A 13,014-nucleotide genomic window follows, 5' to 3' on the forward strand; every position below is an offset into this window, starting at 1 on the left:
CGGTCTGCTCGTCGCCGCCGCCCTGCGATACCTTGTCCTCGCGCTGGTCGAGCCGGAGAGATGCTGAATACGGGCATGACTCCTGTTCTCGCTGGGATCCGCCGGCTTCTGGCGCTGATCGTCGCTCTGAGGCTGCCGTACCGGCCGCTGGGTGACCACATGGCGAGGGCGTACGCCTGGGAGAAGCACCTGAGGTCCGAGAAGTGGGTCTGCAAGGCGATCGGCGCGAATCCGGGCGTGGAGATGCGTCGGCCGGCGTATCCGCGCGGGATGCTCGCGTTCTCCGCGGTGAGCGGGCTGCGGGTCCACCGGGTCGCGGAGCGCAACAGGATCGACGTCACCCAGGTCGAGAAGCTGGTCGCCAGCCCTACCGACGGCCGCATCCTCGACTTCGTCGGAGAATCCCGCGTCAACGTCCTCAAGCTCAACATCGCCCTCAAGGCACGGATGACCAGGGGCTGATGGCCTCACCGCTACGGCAGAGGTGCCCACGGTCCCGAGAGCGCCTCGGGCCCGTCGGTCCTCGTGGCACATCGAACGACACGTACAAGCCCCGAATGACACGGACAAACAGGAAGGCAGCACGCCGATGACGCGGGTGCTGGTGGTCGAGGACGACGCACAGCTCGCACGAGCTCTGGTGATTAACCTGCAAGCCCGTCAGTACACGGTGGAGTCCGCGCCTGACGGCGCTACGGCACTAGCCCTCTCCGTCACCGCTCCACCGGACGCCCTGATCCTGGATCTTGGTCTGCCCGACATGGACGGCGTCGAGCTCATCAAGGCCCTACGGCGATGGAGTCGTGCCTCCGTCCTCGTCCTCTCGGCGCGCAACGGTTCTGAGGACAAGATCCGTGCCCTTGACGCCGGTGCGGACGACTACATGACCAAGCCGTTCAGCATGGACGAACTCCTTGCCCGCTTGCGGGCCGCGACCCGGCGTGCGGCCGAGGCCCCGCTGTCCGCGCCAGTCACGGAGGCCAGGATCACCACGGACGCCTTCACCGTCGACCTGGTGGCGAAACGGGTCCGGCGAGCCGACCGGGAGGTGCGGCTCACTCCCACAGAATGGCATCTGCTGGAGATCCTCATCCGCAATCCCGGACGGCTCATCAGCCAGCGCCACCTGCTCAAGGAGATCTGGGGACCGAGCCACGGCACCAAGACCAACTACCTGCGGGTCTACATGGCCCAGCTGCGACGCAAACTGGAAATGGACCCCGCACACCCCCGCTACCTGATCACCGAACCCGGCATGGGCTACCGGTTCGAGCCGTAGGAGAGAGGCGGAACATGAGACGCGGGAAGCTGCGCATCTACCTCGGAGCGGCGCCGGGCGTCGGCAAGACGTACTCCATGCTCTCGGAAGGACACCGGCGGGTCGAACGCGGCACGGACTGCGTCGTCGCGTTCGTCGAGCACCACGGCCGGCCACGCACCGAGGTCATGCTGCACGGTCTGGAGGTGATTCCGCGCCGGACCGTCGAGTACCGGGGAACCTCCTTCACGGAGATGGACGTGGACGCCGTCCTCGCCCGCCGGCCCGCCGTCGCGCTCGTCGACGAACTGCCCCACACCAACGTCCCCGGCTCGCGGAACCCCAAGCGCTGGCAGGACGTCGAGGAGCTGCTCGTCGCCGGCATCGACGTCGTCGCGACCGTCAACGTCCAGCACCTGGAGTCCCTCGGCGACGTCGTCGAGGCGATCACTGGGGTCCGGCAGCAGGAGACCGTCCCCGACGAGATCGTCCGCCGCGCTGATCAGATCGAACTGGTCGACATGTCGCCCCAGGCGCTGCGCCGCCGCATGGCGCACGGCAACGTCTACAAGCCGGACAAGGTCGACGCGGCCCTCTCCAACTATTTCCGCCCCGGCAACCTCACCGCCCTGCGCGAGCTGGCCCTGCTGTGGACCGCCGACCGGGTCGACGAGTACCTGCGCCAGTACCGCGACGAACACCGGGTCTCGAAGATCTGGGGCTCGCGCGAACGGATCGTCGTCGGCCTCACCGGCGGTCCTGAGGGCCGGACTCTGATACGGCGTGCAGTCCGGCTCGCGGAGAAGGGCGCCGGCGGCGAGGTTCTCGCCGTTTACATCTCCCGCAGCGACGGCCTCATCGCGGCCTCGCCGAAGGAGCTGGCGGTCCAGCGAACCCTCGTCGAGGACCTCGGCGGCACCTTCCACCACGTCGTCGGCGACAACATACCGAACGCCCTCCTGGACTTCGCCCGGGGCGTGAACGCCACGCAGATCGTCCTCGGCGTCAGCCGTCGCCGTTCCTGGCAGTACGTCCTCGGCCCCGGTGTCAGCGCCACGGTCGCCCGCGAGTCGGGCTCCGACCTCGACGTCCACATAGTCACCCATGACGAGGCGGCCAAGGGCGGAGGACTGTCTGTCGCCCGCGGCGCCCGCCTGGGCCGCTCCCGCACCATCTGGGGCTGGCTCGTCGGCCTCGTGGGACCCACCCTGCTCACCCTGCTGCTCAGCACCGCCGTGCCCGAGGTGGGACTGGCCAACGACGTTCTGCTCTACCTCACCCTCACCGTCGCGGCGGCCCTGCTCGGCGGACTCAGACCGGCGCTGGCGTCGGCAGCCGTCGGCTCCCTCCTCCTCAACTGGTTCTTCACGCCGCCGGTCCATCAGATCACCATCGCCGACTCCCGCAACATCGTCGCCCTGACCATCTTCGTAGGGGTGGCGATCTCCGTCGCCTCCGTTGTCGACCTCGCCGCCCGCCGCACCCACCAGGCCGCCCGGCTCCGCACCGAAGCCGAAACCCTTTCCTTCCTCGCCGGCAGCGTGCTGCGTGGCGAGACGACCCTCGAAGCCCTCCTCGAACGGGTCCGCGAGACCTTCTCCATGGAGTCCGTCGCCCTCCTGGAACGGGCCGACGAGACGGAGCCGTGGGTCGGCGTCGCCGTCGTCGGCCACCGCCCGTGCGAACGGCCGGACGACGCCGACGTGGACATGCCGGTCGACGACCACTTGGTGCTCGCCCTGACCGGCCGGGTGCTGCCCGCCGAGGACCGCCGGGTCCTCGGAGCCTTCGCCGCCCAGGCCGCCGTGGTCCTCGACCGGCAGCGGCTCGTCGGCGAGGCCGAGGAGGCCCGCAAGCTCGCCGAGGGCAACAAGATCCGCACCTCCCTCCTCGCGGCCGTCAGTCACGACCTGCGCACCCCGCTCGCCGGCATCAAGGCCTCCGTCTCCTCGCTCCGCTCCGACGACGTCGAGTGGTCCGAGGAGGACCGCGCCGAACTTTTGGAGGGCATCGAGGCCGGCGCCGACCGCCTCGACCACCTGGTCGGCAACCTCCTCGACGTGTCCCGTCTGGAGACCGGCACCGTCACCGCCGTGATCAGGGAGACCGACCTCGACGAGGTCGTCCCCATGGCGCTGCTCGGCGTCCCGGAGGGCAGCGTCGACCTCGACATCCCTGAGACACTCCCCATGGTCGCCGTCGACCGCGGGCTGCTGGAGCGGGCCGTCGCCAACATCGTCGAGAACGCCGTGAAGTACAGCCCGGCCGGAGAGCCCGTCCTCGTCGCGGCCAGCGCTGTCACCGACCGTGTCGAGCTGCGCGTCGTCGACCGCGGTCCCGGTGTCCCCGACGAGGCCAAGGACCGCATCTTCGGCGCCTTCCAACGCTACGGCGACGCCCCACGAGGCGAGGGCGTCGGCCTCGGCCTCGCGGTCGCCCGCGGCTTCGTGGAGTCGATGGGCGGCACGGTGACGGCGGAGGACACCCCTGGCGGCGGGCTGACCATGACCATCGGCCTGCGGATGGTCAACGGAGCACCGAGGCCCGTGGCCGAACTGGCGACCGACGTGATGACTTGACGGGGAGGGCAGGTACGACCCGGGCCTCTCGTCCGGCATTCCCCGCTCAGCAGCGGGCCGGCCTCGTTCCCGGATCCTCCTGTCCGGCGTACCTCAGGCGCCCGTTGAGGCATCGCCGGCGTCGGCCTGCCTGATGCGGAGCCTTGCGTCGGCCGGGCTGCCGAGGAGCCGGGGGTCGGTTGCGGGCAGGTGGCCGGGTGTGCGGCGAGGACCTGTCGGCCCACCATGGCGCCGGCGCAGGGTGCAGCAGACGGCGGTGGCGTAGTGGTCGTCGTGTATCCGCAGGACAGTGCGCAGATCGCTGTGGAGGGTCCGTGCGGCGAGACCGCTTCGAGGTTCGTGGTGTCGGAATTGGTGAGCGCGAGGGCGTCGGCCCGCTGGACGCAGGCGGCGTCCAGGACGCCGCCGTCCTCGGTGCCTTCGCCGAGGATCAAGGGGACGCCGGGGTCGCGGGCGAGAGCCATGCCACGGGCGTCGGGGTCCTGCTCGATGCAGACCACGGGAACGCCGTACTCCCGCAGGCGGGCCAGAGCCCGGGCCCCGACCTTGCTCAGGTCCAGCGGGAGACAGTCGTCTGTCGAGTTGTTGTGACAGGGAGCGCCGGGGGAAAGGCATGCTCGTCTGCCGCGCCCCAGGGCTGCACGCCGATCACGAGCGCGGCGCCGGCCAGTGGGGGGATGAGGTTCACAACACGAGGAGCACGTTCTGGGCGTACTACCGACGCATCGGCCTTGTCGCGGCTCGGGGGGCCTCGGTGTGCGGTTCGATCTCCCTTCCCTTCATGCTCCCCCACCGTCGGCCGCAGCGTCCTCGTGCGGGGCAGCGTGTCATGGCCCGGTACCCGCGTCGACCGCCTAGTTCCGGTGATCTGGGGGCGAATTCACTGCCGGGGCTGTACGGAGTCAAGGAACCCGGCGACGAGGCCGGCCAAGCGGGCGGGGACTTCCTCGGGCAGCAGGTGGCCCACATCCGGGAGCACACGGAGCGGGGCGTCCAATCGGCGACGCGTGCCAGAGCCGAGGCGGTCGGGGGGCAGAAAGGGGTCGCAGGACCCCGCTACTGGCAGAAGGGGCGCGGATCTCGCTCGCCCGAGTACGTCGGACGGCAGGGGCGCGGGAGCGAGGCTGCTGCGACAGGAGCTCCCCACCAGATCCATCCACGTGCTGAGCTCGGGCGGCACCGCATGCCCGGGGCCTGTCATGAACGTCAGCAGCCGTTCGGCCCGTGTGGGTGAGGGGCGGAGCATCCACGGGAGGGTGGCGCCCAGGACGGGCGCGCCGACGCGGAGCCGTACGAGTCCGCCGGGGGAGACCAGGACCCGGCCGGCGATGCGCTCCGAGGGGCACGCGAGGGCGATCGCGGCGCCCAGCGAGTGGCCCACGACCACGACGGGTCCGTCCGTGATCTGCTCCAGTGTTCCGGCGAGCCATCTGCCGTACCAGTCCATCCGGTGCCGCCGCGGGCGGAGTCCGGAACTGAGGCCGGGCTGGCCGGGGACGTCCAGGACGACGAGCGGGGCGGCCTCGGCGAGCGCCTCTGCGGCGCGGAGTGACACCGCCGCGCTCATGTTCGTTCCCGGGACCAGAACCAACGTCATCGCCCCAATCCCGCCACGGGGACCGACGCGGACCGAGTTCGTCCGGCCCGCCGGCGTCTCGATCTCCCGGCGGTCATGGACGAGCGGCCAGGCTGCGAGGCGCTCCTCGCACCAGTCGCGTACACGGGCCTGGTCGGCGGGGCTGCGGTAGACCGACGAGGGCATGGCCGCATCGTAGGGAGGGTGCTGGGTCCGGTACAGACCTGTGGGTAGGGTTACGGCCGTTCTTGACGCAGCGCTGAGACGAGGCCGACACGCGACCGGCAGGCCGGGCGCATGCGGACGGCGCGAGAAAGGGAGTCCGCCATCGTGGTGACCACCGTGCGCGGACGGGCTCACTCCTCCTTCTCCGCCCACCCCGCCCGGACCGTCGTCCTGGCATTCGCCGTCGCCGTCATGATCGGCACCGGACTGCTGATGCTGCCGGCGGCCGCCGAGAACGGCGGTGCCACCGACGTGCTGATCGCTCTGTTCACCTCGACCTCCGCCGTCTGCGTCACCGGCCTGGCCGTCGTGGACACCGGCACCTACTGGAGCGGCTTCGGCGAGGGGATCATCCTGGCCCTCGTCCAGGTCGGTGGCTTCGGCATCATGACCCTGGCCTCCCTGCTGGCCCTGCTGGTCTCGGGCCGCCTGCGGCTGAGACTGCAGCTGACGGCCCAGGCCGAGACCAAGAGCCTCGGCATCGGAGACGTACGCCGGGTCCTGCTCGGAGTCGCCGGCACCACGGTGATGGTCGAGCTCGCCGTCGGCGCGCTCCTGGCGCTCCGCTTCCGGTTCGGGTACGGGCATTCCATCGGCGACTCCGCGTACCTGGGGTTCTTCCATGCGGTGTCCGCCTTCAACAACGCCGGCTTCGGCCTGCACGCCGACAGCCTCACCCGCTACGCACAGGACGCGTGGGTCACCCTGCCCATCGCCGCCGCCGTCATCCTCGGCGGCATCGGCTTCCCCGTCCTCCTTGAGATGCTGCGCCACCGCAACCGGGCGCGGACGACCGGCCGGAAGAACTGGACACTGCACACCAAGCTCACCCTCATCACCACGGCCGCGCTGCTCGCCACCGGAACGCTCCTCACCTGCCTGATGGAGTGGACGAACCCCGCCACCCTCGGTGCCCAGGACGTCTGGGCCAAGCTGCTCAACGGCTTCTTCCACTCGGCGATGAGCCGCACCGCCGGGTTCAACTCCCTCGACATCGGTGCCATGCACGCCTCGACCCTGCTGATGACCTGCATGCTCATGTTCGTCGGCGGCGGCAGCGCGGGCACCGCCGGCGGCATCAAGGTCACCACCTTCGCCGTCCTCGCCGCCGCGATGCTCGCCGAGGTCCGCGGCGAGCCGACCTCCGCCGTCCTCGGCCGCCGCCTCGGCCCACACGTGCTGCGCCAGGCCCTGACCGTCGCCCTGCTCGGCATCGGCCTGGTCATGGCCGCCACCCTGGCGCTGCTCTCGGTGAGCAGGGCGCCCTTCGAAGCGGTGCTGTTCGAGGTCGTCTCCGCCTTCGCGACCGTGGGACTCTCCACCGGCATTACCGCCGACCTGCCCGGCAGCGCACAGCTTGTGCTCGTCGCCCTGATGTTCATCGGCCGCATCGGCCCGATCACCCTGGTCTCCGCACTCGCCCTGCGCGAGCGCACCCGACGCTACGAACTCCCCGAGGAGCGACCCGTCATTGGATAACTTTCTGCACCGCCTGCGCAAGCGCCGCCGAGGGCGGCTCACCCAGCAATACAAAACATATGCGGATCAGCGGGTCGCCGTCATCGGCCTCGGTCGCTTCGGCAACTCCCTCGCTAACGAGCTGATGCGCCGGGGCTGGGACGTTCTCGGTATCGACGCAGACACCCGCCTCGTTCAGAAGTACAGCGACCAGCTCACCCACACCGCCGTCGCCGACGCCACCGACCCCGTTGTGCTCGGGCAACTCGGTGTCCACGAGTTCACCAGCGCCGTGGTCGGCATCGGCAGTGATATCGAGGCGAGCATCCTCATCAGCTCCAATCTCCTCGAAGCAGGCGTCCCCAACATCTGGGCCAAGGCGATCAGCCGCCAGCACGGCCAGATCCTCGAACGCCTCGGCGTTCACCACGTCGTCCTGCCGGAACACGAGATGGGTGAACGCGTCGCGCACCTCGTCACCGGCCGCATGCTCGACTTCATCGAGTTCGACGACGACTACGCCCTCGTCAAGACGGTCGCCCCGGGCGTGGCGACCGGCAGGCCCCTGGGGCAGTCCCAGGTGCGCAGCCGATACGGCGTGACCGTCGTCGGCATCAAGCGCCCCGGCGAGGACTTCACCTACGCGACCGCCGAGACGGTCGTCGCGAAGGGCGACATCATCGTCGTCACCGGCAAGACCGGGGCGGTGGAGGCCTTCACCGAGCTGCCCTGAACTAGGATCGTGCGCTGGTGAGCCGGGAAGTCTGGTCGGCACTGCCGTCCGCCTCCCCCGAAAGAGCCCGGCCGTGCCCCTCACCCTGATTGTGCTTGCCCTGTTCGCCCTCGCCTCCTGCCGTGCTGATCACCGTGGTCCCACGTCTGGTCGGCGCCCCACTGGCGTGCGTGCCACGTGCGCCTATCTCGGGTCGGGGCTGGTGGGGACGGTCGCCGGGCTTTTTCTCCTCCACGACTTCCTCGCCGGCTCGCACCGGCGAGGCCTGAAGCAAGCTGGGCGGGAACATGAAAAACGACCAAACACCCGAGTGCACGTCGTTGTTCGCAGACGTCGCGACCACCGGCCGACGCCTGACCAGGGATGAGGTCGAACGGCGTCGCGAGACCGGTGAGAAGGCGGCCCGTGAGGGGCTCGCTCTGCGCGAACTGATCGGCGACCATCTGACCGTGGTCCCGGCGGCCTGGCCCGAACAGTCGCTGACCCGACGCTCGACCCTGGATCTGCTCACGGCGGCCGAGCAGTCCGTGGACGCTCTCTCGGCCGGATTCGAGCGGGCCCAGCGGCTCGCCGTCCGGCAGGAAGGGGCCGAACGCCGCGAGTTCATCGACGACCTGCTGTACGGGCGCAGCGACCTGGGCCGGACCGCCGAACGGGCCGAGGGCTTCGGTCTGCGGCTTTCCCAGGCCCATACGGTTGCCGTCGCCCGCGGACCCCAGGCGTACACCGAAGCCGACCTGGTACCGCAGCACGTGGAGCGCGCCCTGATCGGAAGGTTCGGCGGCCGGCACGTCCTGCTCACCACGAAGAGCGGCCGGATGGTCTGTATCGCCCCCGGCGACCAGCCCCAGGTCCTCGCCCACTTCGCTCAGCAGGCCTTCGCCGCCATCGGCGAGGGCCAGGCGGCCATCGGCCGACCGTAACCCGGGCCCCGAGGTGTCGTGCACTCCTACGAGGAGGCGCTCGGCGCCCTCGACCTCGCAGACCGTCTCGGACTCGACGTGCCGGTCCTGCACGCCGTCGACCTCCTGGTCTATCCGGTCCTCACCCGGGACCGGCAGGCCATGGAGGACCTCGTCCGCAGCACCCTTGGTCCTCTGCGGTCGTCCAGGGGCGGCGCGGAACCGCTCCTCGACACCCTGATCGCTTACTTCGACAGCGGATGCGTGACGACGAGGACGGCCCAAGAGCTGAACCTGTCCGTGAGAGCTGTCACCTATCGCTTGACTCGCATCCACCGGCTGACCGGTACCAACCCTGCCGACCCTGTGAGCCGCTACACCCTCCGGACCGCCGTGATCGGGGCCCGTCTGCTCGGCTGGCCCACCAAGCATGTCTGAGCGGTTCCGCCGGCAGCGCCCCACCGCGCAGTTGGCGAGGGAGGACAGGTGCTCGCCGGCGAAGCGGCATCATCGCGGCGAGCGTCGTCACTACCGCCTCCAGCAGCTCCAGCGACCTCTCCGAGGAGTTTGACCTCTGTCACCACTGACTGGCGGAGATCCTCTGAGGTCCGCCGGGGCCCCTGCCGACGGGCAGCGGCATTGCGAAACCTGAGTGCCGGAACGCCGGGACGGTCAGCGGAGAGACGGCTACAGAAGAGTCATGCAGGGACTCTGGGGAGTACGGCCGCTGCTCGCAGACCACCGTCCGGCGAGTTGCCCAGTTCGAGGCGGCCACCGGAGGAGGTAAGGAGAGCGGCCGCGATGGTGAGCCCCAGGCCGGTGCCACGGTGGGAGCGGCCGAGTCCGCCGCGCCAGAAGGGTTCGCAGGCGCGGGCGATCTCCTCGCTCGTCATCCCGGGACCCTGGTCGCGCACCTCCACGTGGACGTAGGTGTCTGACACGCGGACGGCGACGACGATCCTGCTGCCGTCGGGCGTGGCCTGCAGCGCGTTGTCGAGCAAGACGTCCAGGGACTGATCGAGGGCGCCGGGAACCTGGGACACCCGGACCGGGGCGCCCCCCAAGAAGACGCGCACACCGCGGGATTCCGCCCGGGCCGACCAGGCTTCGACGCGTGCCGCTGCCACCGCGAAGGCGTCGACCGTCTCCTGCGGGGCCGGCGACCCGTGATCCGTTCCTCCCCACGTCAGTACCTGGTCCAGCACCTGAGACAGTCGTTTCACCTCGCTCAGGACCCCGCCGACCTCGCGCTTCACTGAGGCCCCCACCGTGTTGGGTAGTTCGTCCCACAAGAGCTCGAGACGTAACCGAATGGACGTCAGCGGTGCCCGCACCTGATGCGCGGCTGCGGCGGCGTGCGAAGGGGAGCCCCCCGTGAGAGGTGAGGAAACGCGGGGGGCGGGCAGATCGACCGTCACTGGGGATTCCTGTCTCAGGCGGGTGCTGTGGCCGGGGCCGTCAGGCGGTAGCCGACCCCACGTACGGTCTCGATCCACGCCGGGCTGCCGAGTTTGCTGCGCAGCGAGCCCACGTGGACATCCAGGGTGCGGCTGGAGCCGCACCAGTTCTCGTCCCACACGCGCGACATGAGGTCCTGGCGTTCCAGGACGGAGCCGGGATCCTCCATCAGCACGAGGAGGAGATCGAACTCCTTGCGGGTGATCCGGACTTCGCGACCGTCCAGGAAGACCTTGCGCGTGCGTGGATCCACCTCCAACGAGCCGGCCCGCAGTGAACCCGGACCAGGTTGCCCCTGCTCCGCGGTCGGGCGTGTCGCCGTGGTGGTTCGCGCGGGTGCTGGGTTCGACGGGGCGGCGGGGGAGATGACCGGGGTGGCTCCGGCGCGGACGGGCCCGCTTCCGTGCAGGACGCATCGCGCTGCCCTGCGCAGGAGCGCCTGGATGCGGGCCACCAGCTCGTAGTGGCTGAACGGCTTCATGACGAAGTCATCAGCCCCCACATGAAGGGCCATCACCCGGTCGAGCTCCTCGGTCCGGCCGCTGAGGGTGATCACCGGGACACAGGACGATTCCCGGATGCGGCGGCAGACCTCCTGACCGTCAAGATCGGGGAGGCCCAGGTCGAGCAGGACGAGGTGGGCCTGTTCGAACCATTCGAGAGCCTCGGTCCCGGTGCCGACTCTGTGCGGCTGGTATCCGTGACGTTCCAACACCCGCTCCAATGCTTCGGCGATACCGTCGTCGTCCTCCACGATCAGAACGTTCAAGGATCCGTTTCCTCCCTGCTGATGGGGTGTCGAACGTCAGTCCCTGGCCGAGCAATCTCTTGGTCATCTGTGTATCAAGCAGGGCTGCGCGAGCTCAACGCGGGACATCCCGCCCGCGCCGAGAGGGGTAGAGACGTATGGCCCTTTAGAGGTACGTGCACGCGCCGGGAACCGTTGCCCAAGTCAGCTGATCTTGACACTCCTTTAACGTGGGTCGTTCAAGCGTGCGGGGTACGCTCGGAGACGGGCACCGATAGGGCATTGGCACAGGTCAGGGCCCCTTCCTGACCACAAGGGGGAGTGTCGGAGTGGTCAAGAGGCGGGAAGCGTGCAGCCGTGTCGCCGAGGTGCTCGAAGCGCGCGTGGACGAGATCCTCGCGGCCTACGAGGCGTCCCTTCGCAGCGACCACATGGAGTCGGCGGCGGATGAGTCAGATGTGCAGCGGCACCTCGACCACGCGCGGGGCATTCTTGCACGGGTCGTCTCGGAAATGCGCCATGCGACGGGTGCGACAGCAGCGGTACACAGTGTGCACACGCGCTTCCGGCCGGACGGCCTTCCGTACGAACGCGCCGGCGACTTCAGCCGGACCCCGGCACTGTTCGACGCGGCGGTACACACCCTCCTGGGCGGGGCGGGAGAGACAGGGAGGGAGAGCACGGAAGACATCACAGGCGCTCTCTCTCTGCTTCACCGCCGGATCGTCGAACGGCAATCGACCGTCTCCCGCGCGCACCTCGACAGTCTCCTGGAACAGGCGGGCAGAGCCAAGGCGGAGGAACGCAGACGCATCGCACGGGAGTTGCACGACGAAGTGGCAGGGTATCTGGGATCCGCCCTCAACCTGCTGGATCTGCACGACCTGTACCGGGACAGCCATCCTGACCTGGCGCGACAGCGACTGGACGCGGCGCGGGACACGATCGTGCAGTCGCTGGGTAACTTGCGCGACGTCATGAGCGGCCTGCGCCCTCTGTTCTCCCCCGAGCCACTGCGGACCGCGCTCACGAAGGATCTGGAGGCCATGGGCGGGGCGCATCCGCCGGACCTGCGGGTCTCCGTTGTCGGTGACGAGTCCTGGCTGCCGGCGGGCGTGGCGAAGGAGGTCTACCTCATCGTCCGAGAGGCGCAGCGCAACGCCGTTCGTCATGCCCGAGCCAGCGCCATCAAGGTGGAGGTGCGCATCGAACCGGACCGGATCCTCGCCTCGGTCGAGGACGACGGAGTCGGGTTCGATCCCGGCCCGGCTCCTCCGCAAGGTCACGGAGGCTTGCTGTCCATGCGGGAACGGGCGGAGCTCCTCGGAGGCAGCGTCGTCCTGGAGTCCTGGCCCGGCGGTGGTTGTCGTGTCCTGATCCGGTTGCTGCTCAAGGGGGAGAGAAGTGGGCGTCACGCCTAAGACGATCACGATCCTGCTGGCCGACGACCACACGCTGTTCCGCGAAGGGGTGCGGGAGATCCTCGGTGCCACCGAGGGGCTCGCCGTGGTCGGTGAGGCGCAGAGAGGCAAGGAGGCTTGCGACAAGGCCGCTGAACTGCGACCCCACGTCATCGTCCTCGACGTCGAGATGCCCGGACAGAGCGTCCGGGAGACCATCACGCAGTTACGTGACGTCTCGCCGCGTTCCCGGGTGGTGGTCCTGACCATGCATGACGACATCGTGCTCGCCCGCGAGCTGCTGTCCCTGGGCGCCAGCGCCTATCTCGTGAAGGGGTCGACCCGCCACGAACTGATTTCGGCCATCCACAGCGTCGTGGTCGACCGGGGCCCTGGTCATGTAGTCCTGTCGGTGTCCCAGCAGGGCCTCGAGCGATTCGACCAGGTTCCGAGCGAGAACTTGTCCGCGCGAGAGCGTGAGGTCTTGGCCCTGGCGGCCGAGGCCCTCAGCAACAGCCAGATCGCTCAACGGCTGTATATCGCCGAGGGAACTGTCAAGCGACACCTGCGCAACATTTATGACAAGTTGGGCGCCGTCTCCCGACTGGACGCGGTGAACAAAGCCAACGCGGCCTCCTTGATCCCCGTAGCCCAGCCGAGGGCAGACGACTGACGAT

10 protein-coding genes and 3 pseudogenes are annotated in these 13,014 nt (G+C 69.3%); 9 read left to right on the forward strand and 4 right to left on the reverse strand.

What is annotated here, in order from left to right:
- Positions 1 to 75: 75 nt before the first annotated feature.
- From IE242_RS37930 to IE242_RS22815, 4 genes and pseudogenes are all read left to right on the forward strand, one after another.
- A pseudogene (locus IE242_RS37930) lies at positions 76 to 300 on the forward strand (potassium-transporting ATPase subunit KdpA); the annotation flags it as partial.
- Entirely contained in the window at positions 289 to 462 is a 174-nt protein-coding gene (locus tag IE242_RS37935) for a potassium-transporting ATPase subunit C (protein ID WP_308436778.1), read from the forward strand. The pseudogene IE242_RS37930 and the gene IE242_RS37935, both read left to right, overlap by 12 nt.
- A 127-nt stretch (positions 463 to 589) precedes the next feature.
- On the forward strand, positions 590 to 1,279 hold the full coding sequence (locus IE242_RS22810) for a response regulator (protein WP_189862107.1): 690 nt from the start codon (positions 590 to 592) through the stop codon (positions 1,277 to 1,279).
- A 14-nt stretch (positions 1,280 to 1,293) separates the two neighbouring features.
- The gene (locus tag IE242_RS22815; RefSeq protein ID WP_189862108.1) at positions 1,294 to 3,837 is read left to right on the forward strand and encodes a DUF4118 domain-containing protein; all 2,544 of its coding nucleotides are present in this window, start codon (positions 1,294 to 1,296) and stop codon (positions 3,835 to 3,837) included.
- Positions 3,838 to 4,220: 383 nt separating this feature from the next.
- Here the strand turns inward: IE242_RS22815 and IE242_RS38870 are convergent.
- A pseudogene (locus IE242_RS38870) lies at positions 4,221 to 4,337 on the reverse strand (hypothetical protein); the annotation flags it as partial.
- A gap of 380 nt (positions 4,338 to 4,717) precedes the next feature.
- Positions 4,718 to 5,599, reverse strand: coding sequence for an alpha/beta fold hydrolase (locus IE242_RS22825; protein ID WP_189862110.1), 882 nt, complete (start codon positions 5,597 to 5,599; stop codon positions 4,718 to 4,720).
- A 144-nt stretch (positions 5,600 to 5,743) separates the two neighbouring features.
- On the opposite strand from IE242_RS22825, the gene IE242_RS22830 reads away from it, so the two are divergent.
- The 3 genes and pseudogenes from IE242_RS22830 (at position 5,744) to IE242_RS22840 (ending at position 9,169) form a co-directional block, all read left to right on the forward strand.
- On the forward strand, positions 5,744 to 7,117 hold the full coding sequence (locus tag IE242_RS22830) for a TrkH family potassium uptake protein (protein WP_229859304.1): 1,374 nt from the start codon (positions 5,744 to 5,746) through the stop codon (positions 7,115 to 7,117).
- Positions 7,110 to 7,829 (forward strand): potassium channel family protein, encoded by a 720-nt coding sequence (locus IE242_RS22835; protein ID WP_189862114.1) that lies wholly within the window; start codon positions 7,110 to 7,112, stop codon positions 7,827 to 7,829. Before IE242_RS22830 ends, IE242_RS22835 begins: the two co-directional genes overlap by 8 nt.
- A gap of 287 nt (positions 7,830 to 8,116) precedes the next feature.
- Positions 8,117 to 9,169 (forward strand): annotated as a pseudogene (locus tag IE242_RS22840) (PucR family transcriptional regulator).
- A gap of 260 nt (positions 9,170 to 9,429) precedes the next feature.
- Here the strand turns inward: IE242_RS22840 and IE242_RS22845 are convergent.
- Both IE242_RS22845 and IE242_RS22850 read right to left on the reverse strand, forming a co-directional pair.
- The gene (locus IE242_RS22845; RefSeq protein ID WP_373299561.1) at positions 9,430 to 10,227 is read right to left on the reverse strand and encodes a sensor histidine kinase; all 798 of its coding nucleotides are present in this window, start codon (positions 10,225 to 10,227) and stop codon (positions 9,430 to 9,432) included.
- Positions 10,164 to 10,958, reverse strand: coding sequence for a response regulator transcription factor (locus tag IE242_RS22850; protein WP_189862119.1), 795 nt, complete (start codon positions 10,956 to 10,958; stop codon positions 10,164 to 10,166). The genes IE242_RS22845 and IE242_RS22850 overlap by 64 nt, the downstream gene beginning before the upstream one ends.
- Before the next feature lie 362 nt (positions 10,959 to 11,320).
- On the opposite strand from IE242_RS22850, the gene IE242_RS22855 reads away from it, so the two are divergent.
- Positions 11,321 to 12,358 carry a sensor histidine kinase gene (locus tag IE242_RS22855; RefSeq protein WP_189862121.1) on the forward strand — a complete coding sequence of 346 codons (1,038 nt, stop codon included), beginning with the start codon at positions 11,321 to 11,323 and terminating at the stop codon, positions 12,356 to 12,358.
- Positions 12,342 to 13,010, forward strand: a complete 669-nt coding sequence (locus IE242_RS22860) for a response regulator (RefSeq protein ID WP_189862123.1) — start codon at positions 12,342 to 12,344, stop codon at positions 13,008 to 13,010. The genes IE242_RS22855 and IE242_RS22860 overlap by 17 nt, the downstream gene beginning before the upstream one ends.
- Positions 13,011 to 13,014: the final 4 nt, after the last annotated feature.

It is taken from the genome of Streptomyces poonensis (assembly GCF_014650915.1).
In the GTDB taxonomy this organism is placed as follows: Bacteria; Actinomycetota; Actinomycetes; order Streptomycetales; family Streptomycetaceae; genus Streptomyces; species Streptomyces poonensis.

Coding starts and splice junctions, on each gene's coding strand:
- IE242_RS22815 (WP_189862108.1), top strand. CDS start 1,294: ATGAGACGCGGGAAGCTGCGCATCTACCTCGGAGCGGCGCCGGGCGTC.
- IE242_RS22810 (WP_189862107.1), top strand. CDS start 590: ATGACGCGGGTGCTGGTGGTCGAGGACGACGCACAGCTCGCACGAGCT.
- IE242_RS22825 (WP_189862110.1), bottom strand. CDS start 5,599: ATGCCCTCGTCGGTCTACCGCAGCCCCGCCGACCAGGCCCGTGTACGC.